At 65.9% G+C, this 22,443-nt stretch carries 25 protein-coding genes; 9 read left to right on the top strand and 16 right to left on the bottom strand.

All coding sequences use genetic code 11. The features are described from left to right. Positions 1–177 precede the first annotated feature (177 nt). From ACZY1F_RS12475 to ACZY1F_RS12460, 4 genes are all read left to right on the top strand, one after another. Positions 178–1,128, top strand: coding sequence for a hypothetical protein (locus tag ACZY1F_RS12475; protein ID WP_463941989.1), 951 nt, complete (start codon positions 178–180; stop codon positions 1,126–1,128). Then, positions 1,128–1,559, top strand: coding sequence for a phage holin family protein (locus tag ACZY1F_RS12470; protein WP_463941988.1), 432 nt, complete (start codon positions 1,128–1,130; stop codon positions 1,557–1,559). The genes ACZY1F_RS12475 and ACZY1F_RS12470 overlap by 1 nt, the downstream gene beginning before the upstream one ends. After that, on the top strand, positions 1,556–2,164 hold the full coding sequence (locus tag ACZY1F_RS12465) for a DUF3618 domain-containing protein (protein WP_463941987.1): 609 nt from the start codon (positions 1,556–1,558) through the stop codon (positions 2,162–2,164). The genes ACZY1F_RS12470 and ACZY1F_RS12465 overlap by 4 nt, the downstream gene beginning before the upstream one ends. Positions 2,165–2,257: 93 nt before the next feature. Next, positions 2,258–3,376, top strand: coding sequence for a YihY/virulence factor BrkB family protein (locus ACZY1F_RS12460; RefSeq protein ID WP_463941986.1), 1,119 nt, complete (start codon positions 2,258–2,260; stop codon positions 3,374–3,376). Between the two features lie 199 nt (positions 3,377–3,575). Here the strand turns inward: ACZY1F_RS12460 and ACZY1F_RS12455 are convergent, their stop codons facing one another. The 6 genes from ACZY1F_RS12455 to ACZY1F_RS12430 all read right to left on the bottom strand — a co-directional run bounded on the left by ACZY1F_RS12455 (position 3,576) and on the right by ACZY1F_RS12430 (position 8,634). Continuing rightward, positions 3,576–4,334: a glycosyltransferase family 2 protein gene (locus tag ACZY1F_RS12455; RefSeq protein ID WP_463941985.1), complete on the bottom strand. Its 759-nt coding sequence runs from the start codon at positions 4,332–4,334 to the stop codon at positions 3,576–3,578. A gap of 1 nt (position 4,335) precedes the next feature. Continuing rightward, a complete protein-coding gene (locus ACZY1F_RS12450; RefSeq protein WP_463941984.1) occupies positions 4,336–5,736 on the bottom strand; it encodes a PIG-L family deacetylase in 1,401 nt (466 codons plus the stop codon). Then, positions 5,730–6,908 carry an acyl-CoA dehydrogenase family protein gene (locus ACZY1F_RS12445; RefSeq protein WP_463941983.1) on the bottom strand — a complete coding sequence of 393 codons (1,179 nt, stop codon included), beginning with the start codon at positions 6,906–6,908 and terminating at the stop codon, positions 5,730–5,732. Before ACZY1F_RS12445 ends, ACZY1F_RS12450 begins: the two co-directional genes overlap by 7 nt. A 22-nt stretch (positions 6,909–6,930) precedes the next feature. After that, positions 6,931–7,410, bottom strand: coding sequence for a Dps family protein (locus tag ACZY1F_RS12440; RefSeq protein ID WP_463941982.1), 480 nt, complete (start codon positions 7,408–7,410; stop codon positions 6,931–6,933). Between the two features lie 165 nt (positions 7,411–7,575). Next, a complete protein-coding gene (locus ACZY1F_RS12435; protein ID WP_463941981.1) occupies positions 7,576–8,253 on the bottom strand; it encodes an O-methyltransferase in 678 nt (225 codons plus the stop codon). A 57-nt stretch (positions 8,254–8,310) separates the two neighbouring features. Then, positions 8,311–8,634 (bottom strand): thiamine-binding protein, encoded by a 324-nt coding sequence (locus ACZY1F_RS12430; protein ID WP_463918042.1) that lies wholly within the window; start codon positions 8,632–8,634, stop codon positions 8,311–8,313. A gap of 120 nt (positions 8,635–8,754) precedes the next feature. On the opposite strand from ACZY1F_RS12430, the gene ACZY1F_RS12425 reads away from it, so the two are divergent. Next, positions 8,755–9,390, top strand: coding sequence for a TetR/AcrR family transcriptional regulator (locus ACZY1F_RS12425; RefSeq protein WP_463941980.1), 636 nt, complete (start codon positions 8,755–8,757; stop codon positions 9,388–9,390). 188 nt (positions 9,391–9,578) lie between these two features. Further along, complete coding sequence (locus ACZY1F_RS12420) at positions 9,579–9,797, top strand: hypothetical protein (RefSeq protein ID WP_463941979.1); 219 nt, start codon at positions 9,579–9,581, stop codon at positions 9,795–9,797. Between the two features lie 61 nt (positions 9,798–9,858). On the opposite strand, the gene ACZY1F_RS12415 is transcribed toward ACZY1F_RS12420, so the two are convergent. The 5 genes from ACZY1F_RS12415 to ACZY1F_RS12395 form a co-directional block, all read right to left on the bottom strand. Continuing rightward, the gene (locus ACZY1F_RS12415) at positions 9,859–10,167 is read right to left on the bottom strand and encodes a hypothetical protein (protein WP_463941978.1); all 309 of its coding nucleotides are present in this window, start codon (positions 10,165–10,167) and stop codon (positions 9,859–9,861) included. 422 nt (positions 10,168–10,589) lie between these two features. Beyond that, entirely contained in the window at positions 10,590–10,901 is a 312-nt protein-coding gene (locus ACZY1F_RS12410) for an AzlD domain-containing protein (RefSeq protein WP_463941977.1), read from the bottom strand. Next, the gene (locus ACZY1F_RS12405) at positions 10,898–11,701 is read right to left on the bottom strand and encodes an AzlC family ABC transporter permease (RefSeq protein ID WP_463942237.1); all 804 of its coding nucleotides are present in this window, start codon (positions 11,699–11,701) and stop codon (positions 10,898–10,900) included. Before ACZY1F_RS12405 ends, ACZY1F_RS12410 begins: the two co-directional genes overlap by 4 nt. Next, positions 11,698–12,186: a DoxX family protein gene (locus ACZY1F_RS12400; RefSeq protein ID WP_463941976.1), complete on the bottom strand. Its 489-nt coding sequence runs from the start codon at positions 12,184–12,186 to the stop codon at positions 11,698–11,700. The genes ACZY1F_RS12405 and ACZY1F_RS12400 overlap by 4 nt, the downstream gene beginning before the upstream one ends. Before the next feature lie 75 nt (positions 12,187–12,261). Next, complete coding sequence (locus tag ACZY1F_RS12395; protein WP_463941975.1) at positions 12,262–13,170, bottom strand: glycerophosphodiester phosphodiesterase; 909 nt, start codon at positions 13,168–13,170, stop codon at positions 12,262–12,264. Positions 13,171–13,220: 50 nt separating this feature from the next. On the opposite strand from ACZY1F_RS12395, the gene ACZY1F_RS12390 reads away from it, so the two are divergent. Beyond that, complete coding sequence (locus ACZY1F_RS12390; protein WP_463941974.1) at positions 13,221–14,570, top strand: DUF445 domain-containing protein; 1,350 nt, start codon at positions 13,221–13,223, stop codon at positions 14,568–14,570. Between the two features lie 3 nt (positions 14,571–14,573). On the opposite strand, the gene ACZY1F_RS12385 is transcribed toward ACZY1F_RS12390, so the two are convergent. After that, a complete protein-coding gene (locus ACZY1F_RS12385) occupies positions 14,574–15,323 on the bottom strand; it encodes a LamB/YcsF family protein (RefSeq protein WP_463941973.1) in 750 nt (249 codons plus the stop codon). Then, on the bottom strand, positions 15,313–16,116 hold the full coding sequence (locus tag ACZY1F_RS12380; RefSeq protein ID WP_463941972.1) for a hypothetical protein: 804 nt from the start codon (positions 16,114–16,116) through the stop codon (positions 15,313–15,315). Before ACZY1F_RS12380 ends, ACZY1F_RS12385 begins: the two co-directional genes overlap by 11 nt. 152 nt (positions 16,117–16,268) lie before the next feature. Here ACZY1F_RS12380 and ACZY1F_RS12375 point away from each other — a divergent pair, with 152 nt between their 5' ends. Continuing rightward, entirely contained in the window at positions 16,269–17,618 is a 1,350-nt protein-coding gene (locus ACZY1F_RS12375) for an MFS transporter (RefSeq protein ID WP_463941971.1), read from the top strand. 57 nt (positions 17,619–17,675) lie between these two features. Here the strand turns inward: ACZY1F_RS12375 and ACZY1F_RS12370 are convergent, their stop codons facing one another. The 3 genes from ACZY1F_RS12370 to ACZY1F_RS12360 all read right to left on the bottom strand — a co-directional run bounded on the left by ACZY1F_RS12370 (position 17,676) and on the right by ACZY1F_RS12360 (position 21,967). Then, positions 17,676–20,018: a glycoside hydrolase family 65 protein gene (locus tag ACZY1F_RS12370; protein ID WP_463941970.1), complete on the bottom strand. Its 2,343-nt coding sequence runs from the start codon at positions 20,016–20,018 to the stop codon at positions 17,676–17,678. Positions 20,019–20,099: 81 nt separating this feature from the next. Then, positions 20,100–20,873 (bottom strand): HAD family hydrolase, encoded by a 774-nt coding sequence (locus ACZY1F_RS12365; RefSeq protein ID WP_463941969.1) that lies wholly within the window; start codon positions 20,871–20,873, stop codon positions 20,100–20,102. 476 nt (positions 20,874–21,349) lie between these two features. Beyond that, positions 21,350–21,967 (bottom strand): alpha/beta hydrolase, encoded by a 618-nt coding sequence (locus tag ACZY1F_RS12360; protein WP_463941968.1) that lies wholly within the window; start codon positions 21,965–21,967, stop codon positions 21,350–21,352. Positions 21,968–22,124: 157 nt separating this feature from the next. Between ACZY1F_RS12360 and ACZY1F_RS12355 the strand changes: the two genes are divergently transcribed. After that, entirely contained in the window at positions 22,125–22,382 is a 258-nt protein-coding gene (locus tag ACZY1F_RS12355; protein ID WP_463941967.1) for a DUF6458 family protein, read from the top strand. Positions 22,383–22,443: the final 61 nt, after the last annotated feature.

Genomic DNA, 22,443 nt, shown 5'->3' with positions numbered 1-22,443 from the left:
CTTTCCACTTCGTTGTGACAGGGTCCCTGCGATGCCAGGCCGGCAGGCGATACGAACCCTTTGAAATTCGGGTAGGAAGGGTACTTACCTTCCGTTACTAATCATGCTTACTATTTTACCGCCAGTATTGCTGGTTCTTGATCAACAAGAGGTTTTCTTTGGAAAGAGAGAGCGAAGATGACAGCGAACCAATGGCCTGAGGACTCGGCTTACCCGGCTCCACCGGCCACCCCCGGAACCTCGGGAGAACGCGCCCCAAGCACGTTCCCCAGCACGTCCCCGCCAACAGCGCCGCAGACGGGCGGCACGTCCGGGACCTCCCGCACGGATGCTGTCAAGGAAGAAGCAGGGGACGTCGCGCGGACTGCGGCGGATTCCGCGGAGAGCGTCGCTGAAACCGCCAAGTCCGAAGCGGCCAACGTCGCTTCGGAGGCCAAGGCGAACGCCAAGGACCTACTCCACCAGGCACGCCACGACCTCACCCAACAGGCCGGCGCGCAACAGCAGAAGGTGGCCACCGGCCTCCGGTCAGTCTCCGACGAACTGCACGCGATGGCGCAGGCGTCGGACCAGCCCGGAGTGGCCACGGATCTGGTCCGCCAGGCAGCGGAGCGTTCCGCGTCCGTCGCGTCCTGGCTGGACGGCCGCGACCCCGGATCGCTCCTGAACGAAGTCAAGAGCTTCGCCAGGCAGCGGCCCGGGACCTTCCTGCTCCTGGCCGCTGGCGCCGGTGTCCTCGCCGGGCGGCTCGGCCGCAGCCTGAGCGCCGGCGCACCGGAGTCTGACACGGCCAGGGCCGGCGGCCAATACGACGCGACCGGGCAATACGGCGCCGGAGCGTCCGGCTACACGCCGTCGGCCGGTGGAAGTGTCCCGCCCCCGCCGGTACAGCTGCCGGGCCCGGCCACCACTACGGCAGGGTTCGACGGCGGCGCGCCGGGGAGCAGCTACGGGGACCCGTCCCGTCCCGCCAGTCCCTTGGACAGCCCTCAACTCCCTCAACAGCCTTCCTCCGGGGACCGCCTCGCCGGCGATCCGCTAGGCGACCGGGAGCTCGCCGACGATCCAATGGCCAACGACCCCCTGACCCGGGACCGCTCCGCGGACGGCCAGACTGGCAGGCTGTGATGAGCAGCCAGATACCCGAGCCTCCCCCCTCGGCGGCGCACGTAAAAGCTGACAACACGTCGTTGGGTGATCTGCTCGGTGAGGTGACGCGCGATCTGTCCACCCTGATGCGCCAGGAAGTGGAGCTCGCCAAGGTCGAGCTGAAGGAATCAGCCAGCAAGGCCGGCAAAGGCGGCGGCATGCTCGCTGGCGCCGGAGTCGCTGGGCACTTCGTCCTGCTGTTCCTCTCGATCGCCCTCTGGTACGCGTTGGGCGAGCTGATGGGACTGGGCTGGTCCGCCGTCGTGGTCGCCCTGATCTGGGGCATCATCGCCGCCGTCCTGGCCTCCATGGGCAAGAAGGAGCTCAAAACGGTCAAGGGCATGCCCCAAACCACTGAAACACTCCAGGAAATTCCCCCAACCCTAAAACCCGGTGAGGTAAAACGATGAGCGATAACCCGGACGATATCCGTTCAGATATTGAAGCAACCCGCGCCCGCCTGGGCACAAACGTGGACGCGGTGGCAGACAAAGTGACGCCTTCGAACATCGTTCACCGCCAGACAGACAAGGTGAAAGACGCCGTCTTCGGAGTGAAGGAGAGAGTCATGGGAACAGCCGACGACGTCACCAACCGCGTGCACAGCGGAGTCCATGCCCGGACCGATAGTGCCGGCAACGCACTCAGCGATGCAGGCGCCGCCATCGGTGACGCTCCGCACCAGGTGAAGGCCAAGACGCAGGGCAATCCGATGGCTGCAGGCCTGGTCGCTTTCGGAGCCGGCCTGCTCCTGTCCTCCCTGATCCCTGCCAGCGAGAAGGAACGTGAAGCAGCGGACGCCCTCAAGTCCGCGGCCGAACCGCTGACCACCGAGCTGACCGAGGCCGCCAAGGAAATGGCCGAAGGCCTGAAGGAACCCGCGCGGGAAGCCATGGAGAACGTCAAGGCAACCGCCGCGGACGGCGCCGAGCACGTAAAAGCCGAAGGCCAGGTTGCCGCGGCGGACGTCAAGGACCGGGCCGCAGACGCCAAGGACCACGTCCAGAACACGTGACCGGCAGGGACTTCCCGCCAGCAGCACAGACAGGCCGGTCCCCCTTTCCCGGGAGGGCCGGCCTGTCCATTAACAACCCGAGAGGACAACCCCATGGCCGCTCAAGACTCATCCGAAACCAGCACTGCCAAGGCGGACCAAGCGCCGGCGCCCGACGACTCCCGGAAACCGGACAGCCCCACCGATGTCACCAAGCCTTCCTGGAAGTACATAGCCCAAAAGACCCTTCGGGAGTTCACCAAGGATCAGTGCCCGGACCTCGCGGCTGCCCTGACCTACTACGCAGTTCTGTCCTTGTTTCCTGCGATGCTCGCCCTCGTTTCCCTGATCGGCCTTTTCGGGGACCCCGCGAAGACAACCACCGCCCTGCTGGAGATCGTGCGGGGCTTCGCCCCTGCTGAGACGGTGAATACGGTTAGCGGCCCGGTTGAGGAGTTAGCAAACGCACCCGCGGCCGGGCTGACACTGTTCATCGGCCTCGCCACCGCGCTCTGGTCCGCCTCAGGGTATGTGGGCGCGTTCGGCCGGGCCATGAACCGGATCTATGAGGTGGACGAGGGCCGTCCCTTCATCAAGCTGCGCGGGACCATGCTGGCGGTGACGCTCCTCGCCGTAGTCATCGTGGCACTCCTGGCGGGCATGCTGGTGCTCAGCGGGCCCGTGGCAGAGGCAGTCGGCGGACTTATCGGTCTCAGCGGTGCATTCCTCAACGTCTGGAACTTCGCCAAGTGGCCAGTGATGGTGGCACTGATCATCGCCATCATCGCGGTGCTCTACTATGCCACTCCCAACGTCAAGCAACCCAAGTTCAAATGGATGAGCCTGGGCTCCGGCATAGCACTGTTGATCTTCCTACTCGCTTCGCTGGGGTTCGGATTTTACGTTGGCAATTTTGGAAATTACAACAAGACGTACGGTGCGCTCGGCGGTGTGATCGTTATGTTGCTCTGGCTGTGGATCCTGAACATGTCACTGCTGTTCGGGGCAGAATTCGACGCCGAGATGGAGCGGGGACGGCAACTCCAGGCGGGAATCGAGGCTGAAGAAACCATTCAGCTCCCGCCGCGGGACACGAAGAAGAGCGAGAAGATGCAGGAACAGGAAGAAGACGACATCCGGCGCGGCCGCGAGCTGCGGGAGCGCCATCAAAACGGCACCAAACAGTCAGGATCGGACGGCACCATGGGACGAGACAGCGCCACGCGGGACTAGGCAGGGACCACCACTTTGGAGGAAGATCAATATCAACAGATTCCTTCAGGTTTCCCGGTTGCTTCGTGCCCCGGGTGTCAGGCGGGGTCGGCGGCGAGGTGGCCTCTTCTGAGACCGAGGCCAGTCCCCCCAGTCGTCGTCGGCCCCCTCATTTTGTTAGCGGCTCAGCATGAATGTGGTTTCAAGGGTTCATGCCTGCTCAGCGTTCGAACGCCACAGCGGACTCCATGCCAAGGGCCAGCAGATAGGCGCCGAATCCCTGCGGTGCCCGGGCCTCGGTCCGGCCGGAGGTCACTACCCGGACCGTATCCGTGGAAGTAATTCGGTACCCGTGGCGGCGCAGCCGTGCGGCCAGCGCCCGGTCCTCCTGCGAGCGCTGACGGGGAAAGCCACCGGCGCGAATGTAGGCCGAGGCCCGCACCCCGAAGTTCGCACCGTATACATGGGGGTGGCCCTCTCCAAGCGGATGCCGGGCGTGCCAGCGCCGCAGGAGTTCACCGTCCATCCCCGCCGGATCCGGCTCCACCGTCCCCAAAACTGCATCGGCGCCGCGGCCAGCCAGTTCTACCTGGCGCAGGAGCCAGTTTTCCGGTACGCAGGAATCGGCGTCGGTATTTGCGAGCCATACCCGTCCGGCGGTCCGCGGGCGGCCCGCCGCCACATAGTCCGGCAAGCGTCCTGCGAGGAGCAGGTTGATGCCTGCACGCCGGCTCCGGCCGACGCTGCGGAAGCCGACCGGGAGCAGGGTGATGCGGTGATCCGCTGCCGCAAGACGCGCCGCAACGGCGCCCGATCCGTCCGTGCAGGCGTCCAAGACCACCACAATGGAGACGCTCATGTCCGGCTGGCTGTGCTGCAGGGCATCGGCCGCGGCACTGACCGCGGCCAGGGCGCGTGCCAGGTGCGGTTCCTCGTTGTGGACAGGAATAACCACGGCAACCTGCTCGATCCCGTCCATTTCAGGACACCGGGGGTCCGGGATCGCCGGCGTCGCGGGGAGCTACGAGCGTTTCCAGCACAAAATCACGTTCCTGGTAGAAACCAGCGGTGGGCCACCGCAGCTGGTTCCGGGCCAGCGCGTGGACCGAGTCGCCGTCGAGCGCCCATCCGGAAACCGGGTGCCGCCAATGGCACAGCAGCAGCGTGCCGCCCGGCGCCATCGATTCCTGGATCCGCTGCAGCAGCAGCTCAAACTCCGCAGGCGAGAGGTAGTAGCCAACTTCGGAGACCACCACGAGGTCGTAGCTACCGCCGGGCCAGTCAACGGGCAGCGTCAGCCGCTGCGTGGTGACCCCGGGAAACTGCGCGAGCCTCTGGGCCGCGAACTCAAGCGCGGTGCTGCTGGCATCCACGGCAAGCAGGCTGGTGCATCTGGTAGCCAATTCGGCTGTCAGGGTTCCGATGGAGCATCCGATTTCCAGGCCCGACTGGTACTTCTCCCGGGGCAGTGCGGCGAGCGTCAAGGCGCGCTTGCGCCTCTCGTACCAGCTGGTGGTGTACTCCCAAGGGTCTTGGGACTTCGAGTGCACGGCGTCGAAGATCCGCTGCGCGTCGGCGCTGGTATGCGGCAGGGATTGAACCGGGGTGGCCCGGGGCGGCGTCCAGGCAAATGCCTCAAAGGCGCGTCTGAAATGTTGCAGCAGGCCCTCGCCGAGGAGCACTTCGTCCCCGGGCAGCCCAGACAGAGGACGTATCTGGCTCGTGTGTGAGGCCATGGCCGACGTCTTGGCCGCCTGCTGTGCAGTACTCAGCGGAAGGCGCTGCCAGGACTGCCAGGCCGGGTCCTCCGGGGAAGCCCACAGCCAGTACCAGATGGGATATTCCAGCAGGGCGTGCCCACCTTCGTGGGCGACGTCCGCGGCCACCGCTCCGAGGGCGTTGTGGTCCGCGTGTCCGTCATCTCGGTACGGTGCCACAATCGCCAGCTGCTGCGGTGGTCCGGGGAGCCGGCCGATGGCCTCGCGCAGCAGGACGGCGATTTCCGGTGTCAGTTCTTGCAGGCCCCGGTCCGGCAGCCCGAGGAAACGCCAGCGTCCGGCCAGCCCCAGGAGCCCCATCGCTGCCGCAAACTCCTCAAGCCGGATGGCGGCGAGCTGGCCAGGCGTGGTTGTCGCCGAGTCCGGGTGCGAACCTTCCCCTGCCGTGCACAGCAGCACCTCGACGTCGGCGCCCAGCGAGTGCAGCAGCGCCAGCAGGCCACCCGCGCCCAGTGTCTCGTCGTCGGGGTGCGCTGCCAGCACAACGAACCTCATGGCAGCCAATTCGTGCTGGCCCAAGGGCAGCTCCGCCATTGCTGCGAGCCCGCTCGCCGCCCAGCGGGCCTCGTCGGTCCCCTGGTCTGTGTGCGAGAAAGTCACCACAGATTCTCCCCCTTCAGCGTCAGCCTTCCCAGCTGGGCATCGTCCCGCATGCCATGGTGCTGGCGCACGTAAAGCGCCAGGTCGGCCATGCGTTTGGCATACGGTTCGTCGAACGCCAGCGGCGCCGGTCCGCGGTTCCGGCCGACCAGGGACAGGACACGCTCGACGGCGGCCGCTACAGTTCCGCGCACGCGTAGCGCTTCGCTCCACGCGCTCCGGTCCGCCGCTGGGCGCGCCCCTGGCTCCCGTGAGTCTTCCCCGGCGGACAGGCTGCCATGGTTGGACAGCTGGCCGTCGTCAATGAGAGCTGCCGTTCGCGCCAGGTACTGGAGCGCGGCAGTGAGGATCCTGTCTGTCTCACCCAGGGCGGCCAGCGCAATCTGGTCAGGTTCGCGGCCGGTTTGAGCGGCGGCGGCCAGGGAGCCCGTGTAGTCCCGCGCCACGCCCACGGCGCCCCCGAGCCAGCAGGCAGCTACCCCCATGCCTCCCCAGGCAAAACCGGGCCGGTTGAAATACCAGCCGTCGCTGCCAAGCTGCCGTGCTGGCACCTGGCTGAAATGGACCGTTCCGCTGGGAATCTCCCGCAACCCGCGTGCCACCCATGCCGGCTCCTCACACGTCACTCCCGGATGCCGGAGGTCCACCGCAAAAGCTGCTCTTCCACCGGTTTCGGTGTGGGCAGTGATGACGGCCCGGTCCAGGAGTGGCGCCAGTGAACACCACGGCTTGGACCCGCTGAGCAGGATTCCACTGTCGCCGGCCTTGGCATCGAGACGGAGCCCCGGCCCCTCGGCGGCAAACACTCCCCACGCACCCGCCCGGTCGGCGGGATCAAGGCCCGCCGGATCACGGCGCGACTGATAGTTCCCAGTCTGGTCGTTACCCGCCTGGTCCTTTCCCGCCTGGGCAAGGATCGCTTGGGCATCCATATGTGGTTCAAAAACGCGGCCTGCGGCAACGTCAACGGCCGAGACCGAAGCGAGCAGCTCCCAGAGACGGGCAGTATGCCCGCCCCCTGGCCGCGGCCAGTTGCCTCCCGGGTCTTGAGCCAACAACAGCAGCGCGGGAACATCGCCTGCCGCGGAGGCCACGGAGTCGAGCAGGGGCACTGCCCCAGCCAGTTCCGCTTGTGTTGAGATCAGCCGGACGGGCCGGTGGGATGATGCAGGCATGGTGGCGTTTCTCCGGCCCGGCTTACTTTGCTGCCGGTTCGGTGACGGCCGCGGACGGGGTCATGGTTTCGGCGTTGACCATCCACGCGAGCTGTTCCAGGCGTTCGATGGCGGCATGCAGCAGGTCAGTGCTGGTGGGATCCTCTTCATCCACCTCATCGTGGACGTCCCGCATGGTCTTTACCGTCCGCTCCAGCCGGGCGGTGACCAGTTTGACGGCGTCCTTTGTGGAAATCAGCCCGCCGGGGAGCTCTTCAAGGCGCGTGTCTGCGGCTACGGTGTGGCTCCGTCCGTCGGGCAGGGCGTGGAGTGCCCGCATCCGCTCCGCCATCTGGTCGGCAAACAGCCGGACGCTGGCGATGATTTCGTCCAGCTGCAGGTGAAGGTCACGGAAGTTGGTGCCCACGATGTTCCAGTGGGCCTGCTTGGCCTGGAGATGCAGCTCGATCAGGTCCGTGAGGACCATCTGAAGGTTGCTGGCAAGGGTGGGTGACGCTTTCATCGTGTTCCTCCACTGCAGGCGGTTCCGGACGGGACATCGTCCGGACAGTCATTCTAAGCATACTTAGCAATATTCGGGGAAGGGTCCGGCCCGCGACCAAGGCTCAGCCGCCCGGGTCACTGGCTCGCGGTCAGATGCCTGCCGTTAGATGCCTGCGGTCAGCGCTCAGCGGACGCGCGCCAGGGCGAACCCGTCCCAGCCTTTGGACCCGACTGTCTGGATCACGGTGGCGTCGAGCTGCGGATGCTGGCCCAGCAGTTCCAGGGCGCTGATGATCCCGGGGGCGTTGACCTGGTCGATGGAAGGATCCAGCACGGCGCCCTCCCAGACGGCGTTGTCCAGGACCACAGTGGTTCCCGGCCTGCCCAGGCGCACGGCCCATTCGAGGTACGCGGCGTCGTTTTCCTTGTCCGCGTCGATGAACACAAAATCGAACGGCTCCTGGTCCTCCGCCTGGAGCGCGGCCAAGGTGTCCAGGGCAGCGCCCACGCGGACCTCTACCTTGTCCCCCAACCCGGCCGCCTCCACATTCGCTTTGGCTATGTCCGCATATTTGGCAAGATATTCACACGTCACCAGCCGGCCGCCGTCGGGCAGTCCCTGCGCCATCCAGATGGTGCTGAATCCGGCCAGCGTGCCGATTTCCAGGACCCGCCGGGCGCCGGACAGCTGGACCAGGAGCTTAAGCAGCTTCCCGGCGTTGGGGGTCACTTCAATGGGCGGCATCCCGGCGTCGACGGCGGAGCGCACCGCCTGTTTATGCGCGGCGTCCGGGTGCACCACTGTAGTTGTGAGGAAGTCTTCCACAGCCACCCATCCCGGCTGGGTCTTGTGCTCAAACATGGCCACAGTCTGGCACGCAGGCATTCGCCGGTCTAGGACCCTGCGCAGGAAACCTGCTTAGGAACCGTCTGAGAGTGCCTCTTCGAGGCGGTCCACCTTGGCGCTGAGCTCGCCCTCATAACCGGGCCGGATGTCCGCCTTGATGACCAGTGAGACACGGCTGCCAAACTTGCCCACCGCTTCGGTGGCGCGCTTGACGACGTCGAACACCTCGTCCCATTCTCCCTCGATGGTGGTGAACATCGAATCCGTCTGGTTGGGCAGCCCGGACTCCCGGACTATCCGCACGGCGGCCGCAACGGCGTCGTGCACTGATGCGTCGGTGGGACGGGATCCTCCGGCGGGCGTACCGGACGGGGCGACTGAAAATGCAAGCAACATAGGGCAAGTCTGTCACGCAGCCCTACCCGAAACGGTTTTGGCGAGGCGGGCGAAGCGTCACATAGCCGGCTACCCTCCGGTAACCATGATGGCTGCCTGCGGCGTTGCTAACCTTAACGAATGAGCATTGCTGTCGTCCGCAAGCCACTACGCGCAGACGCTGCCCGGAACGTGGACAAGATCATCCTGGCCGCGCGCCAGTGCTTCCGCGAGCATGGGCCCGAGGTTCCCCTCCAGACCATCGCACTGACCGCTGGCGTTGGCCCTGCCACCCTGTTCCGGAACTTCGCCGACAAGGAAGAGCTGGTCCTGGCCGCCCTCAACCGGCAGCTCCGCGAGACCGTGGACCCCGTTATGGCGGGCGCGCTGGCTGACATCGACGCGACTGCGGGGCTCCTGCGCGTCCTCGAAGCCATCATGGCCGCGGCCAGTGCTGATGCCAACCTGCTGGGTGCCGTTGCGGGCCGGCGCGAACTCCTCACCGGCATCACCGGCTCACTGATGGATTCCATGAGCGTGCTGCTGGGCCGAGGCCAAGGTCAAGGCACGTTGCGTTCCGATATTTCCATGACTGACATGTTCCGCCTGCTCGCCATGCTGATCGGCGTCGTGGACACCATGGAGCCGGGTTCCGATGCCTGGCGCCGCCCCTTGGCACTGATCGAGGACGCCATCCGCTCGGAACGGCCCCTCCGCCCGCTGCCAGCCCATGTGCCGTTGCCTGCCCCGCAGCTGCAGGGCCCGCAGTTCACCTGACACCCCACGCCTGAGCACCAGCGGGCGGGCGCCTGAGCACCCGCCGGCGCACAGCCCTCAGCGCCCCATTGTTGGTGGCAAAACGTTGGATTAGACTCATGTAGGGTTACGCAGCCAGCCTCTGAATCTTCAGTGGGAGCACTCGTGAAATACGTCCAGCGCAGCCAATCCAAAACCATCGTCCGCCGATGAACCAAACGCACTTGTCGCGGCTTATTTACGACCCCCGCGGCCCGGTGATAATCCTTCCTTCGCTGGCGGCGGAGGAACTGGCCAATCTGCTGGACGCCCTCTACCAAAATCTCGACACTCCCACTCCAGTGTTCGGTGCGCAGGCGTGGTACGAACTGGCCGTCGAAGAAAGCGCCCGCCGGACCGGGACGCCAGAGGACGAGCAAACGGCTTGACCGGCCTACGCTCCGAGCCTCGGGGGCGGCGCTGCAGAGCCGACGATAGTGAACCCCCGCCCTAGGGCTGAAGTTCTTCGGGCGGGGTTTCCTGGCGCCCAGAGCTGTCTTTCCCACCCGCCTTGCTGGATTCCTGATCATTCGCGTGAGACTCATGATCGTAGTCGTGGGGCACGTGCTCCTTGGCCTCCAACAGGTGCTGCTGCAGCTTCTCCTCCGCGTCGCGGCGGCGGCGTGAAGTATCCCGCAGTTCCCGCGTCGATTCGGAGACACTGGTGTCGTACACCGGCCGCGGTTTTGGCTCCGAACCCTGGGGGTTGCCGGTGCCGCCGTTCGGGTCGGGCGCGTTGGAATCAGGCTGATCATTCATCTATGTGGCTCCTTTAGAAGTTACAACCGCATCACGCCGAGATTCTTCCGGCCTTCAATCGTCCGGTTCCGTTTCCCGGTTTCGGAGTTCGGCCCGAACCGCTGCGTGCAGGGCGGTGATATTCGTTTCCTGGCTGACGTCCAGAGCCAGTCGTATGCGCTCGGAAAGTAAATCCAGATCCTCTGGCGGCAAGTCGGCCAGGGACCGGAACCGGGTAAAGAAGCGCTTGACCGGCAAACCTGCGCGCCATCCGTCAGATGCTCGACGGCGCGCTTTGCCGGGTCTTGAACCGGCTGGGTGCAGTCTTATTTCCAAGGTCAGCGCTCTCACGAGAGTCCACGGCCAACTGCATAGCCAGCTTTATGCTACAGCGGATGTGAGCCGCACCACCAGTGTTTTGGTGTGGTTCATCCGATGGACGGTCAGTTCCATCCGATCAGCCGGAGCAGGGCTGCAGCACCGGCACCCACCACAACCACCACGAGGAAGGGCGCACGGATAGCCAATGCGAGGGCTGCGGCCGCGAGGGCTCCCAGCCGTGCGTCGGCAGCCAGCGTCTGGCCGGACGCCACGGTATTGACGATGGTGAGGGAGGCAAGAAGTCCGATGGTCATGGTGCCGGCAATACGCGACATCCGGGGGTCCTGAAGCAGCTTTGCCGGGACGAAATAACCCACCAGCTTCCACGCGTAGGCGAGGACGCACGCCAGCAACAACCAGATCCAGAGATTCATGTGCCCGCCTTCCCCGCCTGGCCGTGGCCGTCCCCCTGCTTGTCCCGACGCGAGTCCATCTGTGTGTTCCTATTTGTGTCCCGGCGCCCGTGGTGCTCGTCGTAGGGATCCACATCCGGTTCCAGTCCTTCGTCACTGCGTCCGTGGCTGAACCAGCCGATCAGGGCAGCTACGACGGCGGCAATCAGGATGGGCACGCCCGCTGGAACGAACGGCACGGCGATGACGGTAGCCAGGGCGCACACCACGGCAATCGCCGCCGGTTCCCGGCCTTTGAGCCGCGGCCACAGCAGGGCCAGGAATGCGGCCACCGCGGCGCCGTCCAGGCCCCACTGTTTGGGGTCGCCCAATCCGCTCCCGGCGAGGGCCCCCACGGCGGTGAAAAGGTTCCAAAGGATGTAGATGCCGATACCGGCCGTCCAGAAACCGCGGCGTTGCTCATCAGGATCAGTCTGCCCGCTGCTGGTGGCGGTGGACTCGTCGATGGTGATCTGCGCGGCGACATACCGCCGCCAGCCTGTCGGATGCAGGAGGGCGTTGAGCTGCATGCCGTAGATGCCGTTCCGCATGCCCAACAGCGTGGCCGCGCTCATGGCGGCAATACCGGATCCTCCGCCCGCCACCACACCGATGAACGCGAACTGCGAACCGCCGCTGAAGAGCAGCAGGCTGAGCGCCATGGTCTGCCAGAAATCGAGTCCTGAAGTGACGGACAGTGCGCCGAAGGAGATCCCGTAAAGTCCCGTTGCAATGCTGATCGAGATTCCCACCCGCACGGCGGGCGAGGCGAGCAGCTTCATCGCCATCGTCCCGGTTTCCGCAGGCTCCAGGCCCACAGGATCAGCGGCAGCTGCAGCGGCAGCCGGGCAGTGTGTACTTTGCGCTGCGTCAGCGAACCGGCAGGACCGTAGGCGCGGCGCAGGGCGTCCAAGTGGCCGGCCAGGAAGACCGCGAACATGGCTGTCACGGCGGTGGCAGTTGCCCGCCGCGTCACCGGGATCAGGAGGCCGACGGCGGCGCCCGCCTCGAGCAGTCCGCTCACCGCAATCCATTCCTCCCGTGACATAACAGCCAGGGGCCGCCTACCGCCGTCGTGCGCTGGTGCTTCAGTCCCCTCCGGCGACTCGCCAACAGCACCCGGAATCTCGCGGCACAGGTAATCGGGGACCACCTGCTCGAAGAAACGGGGCTCGCGGAAGTGCTTCATGGCGCTGCTCATCAGCAGCGCGCTCATAGCCGCCGCGGAGGCTGTTTGGGTGGCCGGGGCGGACCAGCGAAAAGGCATGGGTCCACTCAATCACAGCGCCGCCCCGGCCGCTAAACAGCGGCGGCTAAACAGCGGCGGCGCAACAGCAGCAGCTCAGGACGGCAGCTGGACCTGTTGCCCGCTCGACTGGAGCTGCGCCAGCACACTGGCAGGTTTGTTCGTGGTGATCTCGTGGATCCCCAGGCCCTGGCAGAGCGCAATATCCCGCTCCGAATCCACGGTCCACACGCGGAAGCGGCGGCCGGACTCCAGCCAGCGCTGTACGGTCCGGGCGTGCTCGCGGATGTACATAATTCCCGGGCCCGCGAGTCCCACCTCGCAGTCATCCAGGATGCGTTCGCCTTCCAGCTGCGCGGCCTTCATCACGTTGGCGAGTGCGCCGCCCGCCAGGGGGCCGAGGCTCAGTTCGTCGCGGAGTTCGTCGACGTCGATGTCGTCCACCAACTGGCAGATGAATTCGGCCGGCACGCTCCGGAGCAGGTGCTTCACCGAGTCCGGGCTGAAACTCATGAACGTCACCCGGACGTTGTCCACCAGGGAAGTTCGAGGGTCCCAACCTTCGGCCCGGAGCACGTCCAGGACCCGGTCTTCCAGTTTCAGCTGGTAGGGACTGGGATGCTTGAACTCGATGGCCAGCCCGATCGGCCGGCCAACGCCGCGCAGGATGTCCAGGAGTTCCGGCAAGGTGAGGAACTGCTCAGACCGGGCGCCGTATTCTTCCGGGATCCTGGCGCCTTTCCAGGACGAAAAATCCAGCAGCCGCAACTCCGCCAGCGTTCGGTCCGCAACGGGCCCGGTCCCGTCAGAGGTCCGGTCCAGGTTGGCGTCATGGAGCAGCACGGCGTGCTGGTCCCGGGTGAGGTGGATATCGCACTCAACCCCGTCCGCGCCATCGGCAATCGCCTGGAGATAAGCGGCGCGCGTGTGCTCGGCAAATGCCGCACTGGCCCCACGGTGGGCATACACCAGTGGCCGTTCCGGCTCAGACTCCTCGAATGTCATGAGGACACGCTAGCGGACGCGGCCCGGCGGCGCGGGGCTAGGCTGGGCACATGCAGGTGAACTCTGAGCCAACTACCCGCCAGCCCCCGCCCGGGCCCGCAAGTCCCGCCCCGCGCTCCCCCAAGGCGAGGGCCGCCGTCGTCGGTCATCAACTCAGCGCAGGGGACGCCGAAAAGGCGGCAGCGCTGCGGAAAATGAAGCTTCTGGCGCTGGGACTCCTCATTGCCATGGCGGTCATTTTTGTGTTCGCGTTCGCGCTGCAGAAGGAGTATCCGTGGCTGCAGTACGTCCGCGCCGCGGCTGAGGGCGGCATGGTGGGTGCGCTGGCCGACTGGTTCGCCGTTACCGCGTTGTTCAAGTACCCCATGGGCATCAAAATCCCGCACACCGCCATTATCCCGCGCCGCAAGGACCAGATCGGGGCCTCGCTGGGTGAGTTTGTGGAGACCAACTTCCTGTCCGAACAGGTGGTCCAGGACAAGCTGGCAAGTGTGAACGTCGCCCGGAAGGCCGGCCAATGGCTGTCCGGTCCCGGCGGCGCCGAGCGCGTGGCCAAGGAGGGCGCCGCCGTCATCCGCGGTGCATTCAAGGTGTTGAACGACGACGACGTGCAGGCCGTCATCGAGGGGATGGTGCGTAAGCACCTGCTGGCTCCGCCGTGGGGACCGCCCGTGGGCAGGATGGCGGAGCGGATTTTTGCCGACGGGCACCATCACAAGCTGGTGGACCTGCTGGTGGACCGCGCCGCGGACTGGGTGGACGACAATCACGAAACCGTCAGCCGGCTGGTCTCGGACCGCTCCCCCACCTGGGTTCCGCATTTCGTGGACGGGCTTGTGGGCGACAAGGTGTACGTGGAGATCCTCAAGTTCGCGCGCGCCGTGCAGTCCGATCCGAACCACCAGGTGCGGCAGCAGATCGACAAGTACCTGAACGACCTCGCGCAGGACCTGCAGCACGATCCCGCGATGATCGCCCGGGCCGAGGACATCAAGGCACAGGTTCTGGGAGACCCGGAGGTCCGCGAGCTGGCCTCCCGCACCTGGGGAACCGTGAAGAGCGCCCTGCTGTCTGCGGTGGACGATCCGGACAGTGAACTGACAGTGCGGTTCAAGACGGCAGTGCGCGATTTCGGCTCACGGCTGGTGAACGACGCCGAACTTGCCGGCAAGGTCAACGCCTGGATCGGCGACGCCGCCGGCTACCTGGTGCGGACCTACCGCTCCGACATTGCCGGGGTGATCACCGACACCGTGGCCCGCTGGGATGCCGAGGAAACGTCGCAGAAGATCGAACTCCAGGTGGGCAAGGACCTGCAGTTCATCCGGATCAACGGCACCGTGGTGGGCTCACTGGCCGGGCTGGTCATCTTCAGCGCGGCGCACCTGGTCTTCGGCTAGCCGCTACGCGAAGGACTCCAGCTGCACGCCGGCCGCTTCAAGCCCGGCGCGAACACCGGCGGCCATCTCCACGGCCCCGGGGGTGTCGCCGTGGATGCACAGGGAATCGGGCCTGACCTGAACCACCGTTCCGTCCACGGCCACAACTTCGCCCTTCGTCGCGAGCCGCACGGCGCGCTCAACGATCGAACCGACGTCGTGCAGGACGGCGCCCGCCTGTGATCGCGGCACCAAGGTCCCGTCTGCCTGGTAGGCGCGGTCCACAAAAGCCTCAACAAACACGGGGTGGCCGGCTTCCTTGGCCTGGATCAGCAGCTGCGAGCCCGGCAGTCCGAGGATCGGCAGGCCGGGGTCGTAGGCCTGGATGGCGGCCACCACGGCGGAGGCCTGCTCGGCGTCATGAACCAGTCGGTTGTACAGTGCGCCATGCGGCTTGACGTAGTCAACGGAGGCACCCACGGCGTGCGCCACGCCGTCCAGCGCGCCCAGCTGGTACAGGACGTCGCCGAAGAGCTCGTCGAAGGACATGTCCAGCGACCGGCGGCCGAACCCGGCCAGGTCCCGGTACCCCACGTGCGCACCGACGGTCACGTCAAGTTCGAAGGCGGCGCGGCAGCTGTCCAGCATGGTGATGGGGTCGCCGGCGTGGAAGCCGCAGGCCACGTTGGCGCTCGTCACGAGCCGGAACATCGCGGCGTCGTCCCCCATGTTCCACGAGCCGAACGATTCGCCGAGGTCAGCGTTAAGATCCAAGGTTGTTGCCTTCCAGAGTAAGTTTTTCGGGCTCCGCGGCCACAGCTTTGAGTTCCCCCGGGATGGTATCCGGCATGGGGCCAAAAGCTTCCTTGGCGTTCGCCACCACGGCCCGGCCCATTATGAGGTTACCGGCACCGCCCACCACCGCACCGATGCCGAACGGAAGCGCCCGGCCCAGCAGCGCCGTGCCTTGGCGTTTGATCAGGTTTTTGAGGAAGGCCTTCTGGATTTTGTTCCGAATGGCACCGAAACCCGAGGGCATGGACTTGGTCAGCACGTTGCCCCACGCCTGCGTGGCGCTGGACCCCCTGCCCATGGCCTGGCCGCTCAGCGTTCCCAACAGGGCAGTGCCTTCTTCGCCCAGCATGATGGCCATGACCATGGTGCTGGCCTTTTCCGGATTGGTCAGCCGGATGCCGTGAAGTTCCGCCAGCGAGGTGGCATAAAGTGCCGTGGCTTCTAGGAAGCCCACGGTAGCCGCGGCGGAGAGTCCCAGGGACGCCACAGTTCCGACGCCGGGTACAACGGCTGTAGCCCCGACGATCGCACCGCCGCCGGTCACCGCCCGCAGGTAGTCGCGTTCGAGGATCGCCGCAAGCCTGGCGGCGCTGGCGTGCGGGTGTTTGCGTTGCAGCCGCCGGACGTAGGCGAGCACCAGCGGCCGCTGGATTTCGACTGCCCGCAGGAGCATATTGTGCACTCCGGGTTTCGGCTTGCCTTCGGCGTCGAACACCGCGTTGTGGGCGGTCTCCTGGGCGATACGTACGGCGGGATTGCTGCGCTTGGCCATGGTCACCTCTGCTTCTGTACTGCTTGTGTCCGCCGACAGTGTTGGCTGCGGCCCTGCCTTAACACTAAGGGTGCTTAAGACTAAGCCGTCCCGGCCCACCCGAACTATGCCTTTGAGTTCCACCAAAAACCGGCCGAGCCTAGACTTGGCCTATGCCCACACTCCAAGCCTTGCGGCCCTTTGCGCACCGCGAGTACCGGGTCCTCATCGCGGCACTGGCCATCTCCATTTTCGGATCGGGTATGTGGGCTGTTGCCATGGTCTACCAGGTGATTCACCTCGGCGGCGGACCGCTGGAACTGTCCCTGGTGGCCACTGCCGGCAGCATAGGCTTGGTGGCCTTTGTCCTCGCTGGCGGGATCGCCGCCGACCGCGTGCCGCAGCGGTTCCTCATCATTGCCGTCGAAGGCGCCAACCTGGCCGTTATCGCGGCGATCAGCGGGCTGGCGATGGCAGGGTGGCTGCAGCTGTGGCACCTCGCCGTGGGCAGCTTTGTCCTGGGCGTGGGCGCCGCGTTCTTCTTCCCCGCCTACTCCGCGATCCTGCCGCGCATCCTGCCGCCCGAAGATCTGCTGGCCGCGAACGGCATGGAGGGGACCATGCGGCCCATCCTCCAGCAGGCGGCCGGACCCGCCGTCGCGGGCGTGGTGGTGGCAGCGCTGTCGCCGTCGCACGCCATCGCTGGAGTGGCCACCTGCCATTTGCTGGCGTTCATTATCCTGAACTTCCTGGGGCGCCATGCCCTGGCGGCGCCCCACAACGTGGCCGACGGCGGGGCTCACGGCGGGAGCGACCTCGGAAGCTCCGCAGCCGACGCCGGGGCAACGGGCGCCGCGAAGACGTCCGTCTTCCATGACCTGCGCGAGGGCGTCAGCTACACCATCCGCACCCCTTGGCTGCTGTGGACCTTGCTGTGGGCCTGCGTTTCGGTGCTGTTCCTGATTGGCCCCATTGAAGTGCTGATGCCGTTTGTGGTCCGCGACCAGCTTGGCGGCGACTCGAGCATGTTCGGCTTCCTGCTCGCCGTGATGGGCGTGGGCGGGGCGGTCGGCTCGCTGGTGACCGCGTCCCTGAAACTGCCGCGCCGCTACCTCACGGTCATGATGGTGTCCTGGGGCGCGGGCAGCCTGCCACTGGCCGCCGTCGGCATTCTGGACAGCTTCTGGACTTTGGCCGCCGCGATGTTTGTGTTCGGGGCCACCGGCAGCGTGGGCATGGTCATCTGGGGCACGCTGCTGCAACGACGCGTGCCCGGCCACCTGCTGGGACGGGTCTCCAGCCTGGACTTCTTTGTGTCCCTCGCCCTGATGCCAATCTCCATGGCACTGGCCGGACCGGCTGCCGAGGTCTTCCCCATTTGGGCAATTTTCCTTGCCGCCGGCGTCGTCTGCCCCGTCCTGGCGGTGATCGCCATGATCGCCGCCCGGATGCCCACCGACGAACTGGCCCACCCGCTGGACAAGCCAGTTGCAGCGGAACGCACGACGGCGGCCGGAGACTGACGCAGTCTGCGTAACCTCGGGCGCTTAATCACCTGAGGTTACGCCTCCACGGCAAGCTCAGGCGCGCAGACCCACAATGGGGAGGCTCGCCGTCGGGGGTCCGCTGGGGAAGACAGTGCGCTCCGGACACACGACAGGCTCCAGGGCAATCCGGACCGGTTCCGCACCGATGCCGTGCACCTGGCCGCGGACATCCACGTCGAGCGGCCCGCCGCTGCGGACGCTGAGGGTGAGTGCACCGGCGTCGAGCTCCACCAGCAGCAGCCGGCCCTGGATCTTCAGGTGGAAGGACAGTGCCTCCCACTCCGCGGGGAGCCGCGGATCGAAGAAGGGCAGGTGGCCCTGGTCCCGGAGCCCGGCAAAGCCGGAGACCAGCGAGCTCCAGACTCCCCCGGCGGAGGCGATGTGCACGCCGTCGATCGTATTGCCGTGGGTGTCGTCGAGGTCGATGAACACGGCGTTCGTGAAGTGCTCCAGGGCAGCTTCGGGGTGCCCCACCTCGGCAGCCATGATTCCCTGCACGCAGGCCGAGAGGGTGGAATCGCCGGTGGTGATTGGGTCGTAGAAATCGAACGCCCGGCGCTTCTCCTCGGCGGAGAAATCCTGCCACTGCAGGAACATGGCCAGCACGGTGTCTGCCTGCTTCAGCACCTGGTGCCGGTAGATCACCAGCGGGTGGAAGTTCAGCAGCAGCGGGTACTTGGACCGGGGAGTGGTCCAGTCCCACGATTCCAGGGTCATGAAGTCGTTGTCCTGCGAGTAGACCTGCAGGTCGTCATCGAAGGGCAGCTGCATGCGGGCTGCGGCCTGCTCCCACAGCTCGCGTTCGGCGTCGTTGATCTCCGGGTGATCCAGCGCGGCGGCGGCGCGCAGGTTAAACCGGGCCATCACGTTGGTGTAAAGGTTGTCGTTGACAACTGCCGTGTATTCGTCCGGACCGGTGACACCGTGGATGTGGAATTGCCCGTCCTTGCCGAAGAAGCCCAGGGAGCTCCACATGCGGGCGGTTTCGATCAGCAGCTCGGCGCCCATGCCCTCGCGGAAGGTTTCATCGCCGCTGGCCCACAGGTAGCGGTTGGTGGCGAAGGCTATGGCGGCGGCGATGTGGAACTGCGCCGTGCCGGCAGCGTAGTAGGCGCTGGCTTCCAGGCCGTTAATGGTGCGCCACGGGAACAGGGCCCCGTCCACGCTGAGCTCCTTGGCCCGGATTTTGGCGGCCGGCAGCATGTCGTGCCGGAACTCCAGGACCTGGCGGGCGCCGTCGGGGTTTGTGTAGGTCAGGTAGGGCAGGAGGTAGACCTCCTGGTCCCAGAAGTAGTGCCCCTCATAGCCAGAGCCCGTGACACCCTTCGCGGGGATGCCGGCGATGTCGGCGCGCGCGGTGGCCTGCGCCAGCTGGAACAGGTTCCAACGGATGGCCTGCTGGAGTTCGGGCTGGCCGCCCACCACGATGTCCGAGGTGGCCCAGTACGCGCGGTAGTGCTCGCTGCTCTCGGTGAAGATGTCCTCCACAGTCCGGAGCCCGGCTTCGGCGGCCTCCGCCGCGTCCCGAGCCGACTCCTGGACGCCGCGGCCCGCTGCGTAGCTGACGCTCTTTTCCAGCCGGAACGGCTCCTGGGCACCTACTGCCAGGACATACCGGACGCTGCTGTCATCCTCGCCTGCCACGGTCTCGAAAGGCTGGTGCCCGGCCGAGGTCCAGTGGTCCACGGCGATGCCCACGCGCTGCCCGGATTCCGCAGCTTCCCAGGAGAGACGGAGGGAGCCGTCGCCGCCGTCGGTCCTTACCGGCAGGAGGACGCGGCCTGCGTGCCGGCCTGCCCGGCGCGGGTCGTGCGCCGAGTGGTCCTCCACAGGCTGGTCCTGGCGGTTGATGACGGACGACGTCACGTCGGCGGAGACCTCGCGGTCCGAAGCGACTTCCAGCGAGATGCCCAGGCTGCCGCGGGAGGCGAAGCCCACGGCGCGGCGTTCGGTGGTGGTCACCGTGGCGCCGGACCGGCACAGCCAGGTGATACGGCATTCGTAGATGCCGGTGGCGAAGTCGACGGAGCGGCGGTAGTCCAGGACTGCTGATTCGGCGAGCGTGAGGCTCTCGCCGTCGATGATCACCGTGAAGTTGTTCGCATCCGGGATGTAGATGATCCGCTGTCCGGTCCGGGCGAAACCGAACGCGTTCTCGGCGTGCTTGATGTCCCAGATCTCGTGCAGGCCGTTGATGAAGCTGCCCGGAAGGTCTGCGTCCGAGGCCGCCCAGTGGGCGCCGCGGATACCCAGATGCCCGTTGCCAAGGGCAAAGAGCGTTTCCAGTGTGCCCGCGCTGCCCGGCTGGTGGCGTGTTTCCACAAGCTGCCAGGGGGTGTTGGGGAACCGGTCACGGTCCGCGGTGATAAGAGCCATGGTGTTGGGGTCCTTTGGCGTTGGGCGGTGCGGGGAGGTGCTTCGTGCCTGAGAGCGGGGAGAATCAGGCGGCGCTTGGTGTTAGAGCAGTTCGTCGAGGTCGTTGACAACACTCGTGGCCCCGGCGTTGAGCAGGGTCTGCCGGCCGGCGCCGCGGTCCACGCCGATCACGGAGTGAAACTGCCCTGCGTGTCCGGCCTGGACGCCGGAGACGGCGTCCTCAACCACCACGCATTCTTCGCTGGGCAGGCCCAGCAGTTCCGCGGCGTACTGGTACGTGGCCGGGCTCGGCTTGCCGGGCAGGCCTTCGGCCGCAGCAACCACGCCGTCAACCACGATTTCGAAGTGCCCGTTCAGGCCGGCGGCCTTCAGGACAGCCGGTGCGTTCCGGGATGAGGATACGACGGCGACCTTGAGTCCGCGGTCCACGGCGGCTTCCAGGAAGCGCACCGAGCCCTCAAACGGCTCGACGCCGGCGCTGACGATGTCGTTGAAGACCGTGTTCTTCCGGTTGCCCAGTCCCTGGACGGTGGCGTTGGCGGCGTCCTTCTGGGCGGCGTCGGTGGCAGCCTGCTCGGTGGTGCCGTCACTTGGCGCGCCTTCGGGGAGCACGATGCCGCGGGACGCCAGGAAGTCCCGGACGCCGTCGAACCGGGGCTTGCCGTCGATGTGATCGAAGTAGTCGTCCTCGCGGTAGCCGGGCACATCCGGACGGGATGCCAGGAAGCCCTCGAAGAGTTCTTTCCACGCCTGTTCGTGGACCGTGGCTGTGGGGGTCAGCACTCCGTCGAGGTCGAACAGGATGGCGGAGGCCGTGGTCCAGCTGGTGCTTTGGGTTTTCAGAACGTCAGTCATGCGCGGTGTCCTTTCAGACGGCGGGCAACAGGCGGGATGTCACGGGCGGTTGTCAGTGGGCGGTACGTCAGGAGGCAGAAAGTTGAGCGGGCAGAAATGCGGCGGGCAGCAAGGAGGGGTCCGAGCAGGAGCGGGGAGGGCGGCCACGATGCCGCCGGGTCAGCAGGGGCGGCTGGGGGCCAGGGTTAAAACCCTGGTGGGCCGGTGGGCTGCTGTTGAACGTCTTCTTCTTCCATCATGAGCGCCTTATCACGGCCTGACAACCTGGCGGAGAAGGGCCGGCGGCGCGAGACGGGCAGGAGGCTTGGCACGTGGCATGTGTCCGGCTTCCCCTCCGATGGTCTCAGCGGCCCGCAGGAGTGGGCCAACGACGAGTGTAAGCGCTTACAAATTTGACGCGCAACTGTTTTTACCTGGCATTGGCTCCGCCCACTCTTCGGCCGGGATTGTGACGGAATTCTCGCCGAGTCAGCCGTTCAGCCGAGCACGTAGTGGCGCAGGAAGGCGCTGACGTCAACCATCTCCGTCTTGCTCATGGCGTGGCCCATGCCGGGATACGTCCTGGCGGTCAGCCGGGTTTTTTCGTTCAGCCATTCTCCGGTGTAGGCCGTGGCGTCCTCATTGATCACCAGGTCTGCCTTGTCCCGCCCCCAGAAAAAGGGCGGCGGGACGGTGAAGGATTCGGTCAGAGACAGCAGTTCGTTTTCCAGTACAAAACCGGAAAGGCCCACCGTTGCCGCGTAATCCGCAGGATGGAGCCGCAACAGCGTGCTGGCCATGGCCATTCCCTGGGAATAGCCCAACAGGCTCACGCTGCTGTGCTGGCCCCTGACTGAGTTGATCCACGTCTGGACGGTGTTGGTGGCGGTGATGACATCTGCGAAATCGTTGGCCAGAAAGTAGTCCAGCAGGAACCAGCCGTAGTGGTCGCCGATCACCATGGGTGCCCGTAGCGCAACACACGTGAACTCGGCCGGCAGGTATTCGAACAGCCGCACCATCCGCGATTCGTCGGTGCCGTAGCCATGCATCATGACCAGCAGCGGCGTGCCGTCGCGTTCAGCTTCCGGCTTGGACCAAACAACTGTCTCCATCGGATCAGCCTAGCGAGCGGCGGAGCCCTGAACAGCCAAGACGTTGACGCGTCCCGGCGGCTTAATCATTGAATCGCGCCCCAACGGGCTGTAGCGTGAGCGCAAGACAGCATACTTATCAAATTCGGCACCTAGTACTAACAACAAGGAGCAAGTCATGAGAATCGGTTCCTCCATCTTCCTTATTGCACTCGGCGCCATCCTGGCCTGGGCCATCGCCCCAGGACTGATCCCCTTCATGGACCAGGCCATGGTGGGCTACATCCTGATGGCTGTTGGTGTGATCGGGCTGATCGCCTCGCTCATCCTGGCCTCGCCGGGCCGCAGCCGCCGCGTCAGCGAAACCCGCTCGGTGGTTGATCCCAACACCGGCGAACGCATCACCCGCAATGAAAGCCGCGACGGCGGCATCTAGTTCCAAAACCACCCGGACGCCGGGCCGGACCGCCACGGTCCGGCCCGGCTTTTCCGTTTCT

Source organism: Pseudarthrobacter xylosi, from assembly GCF_055412765.1.
The sequence above is the reverse complement of the archived record's forward strand: the minus strand, read 5'-3'. Positions and strand labels throughout refer to the sequence as shown.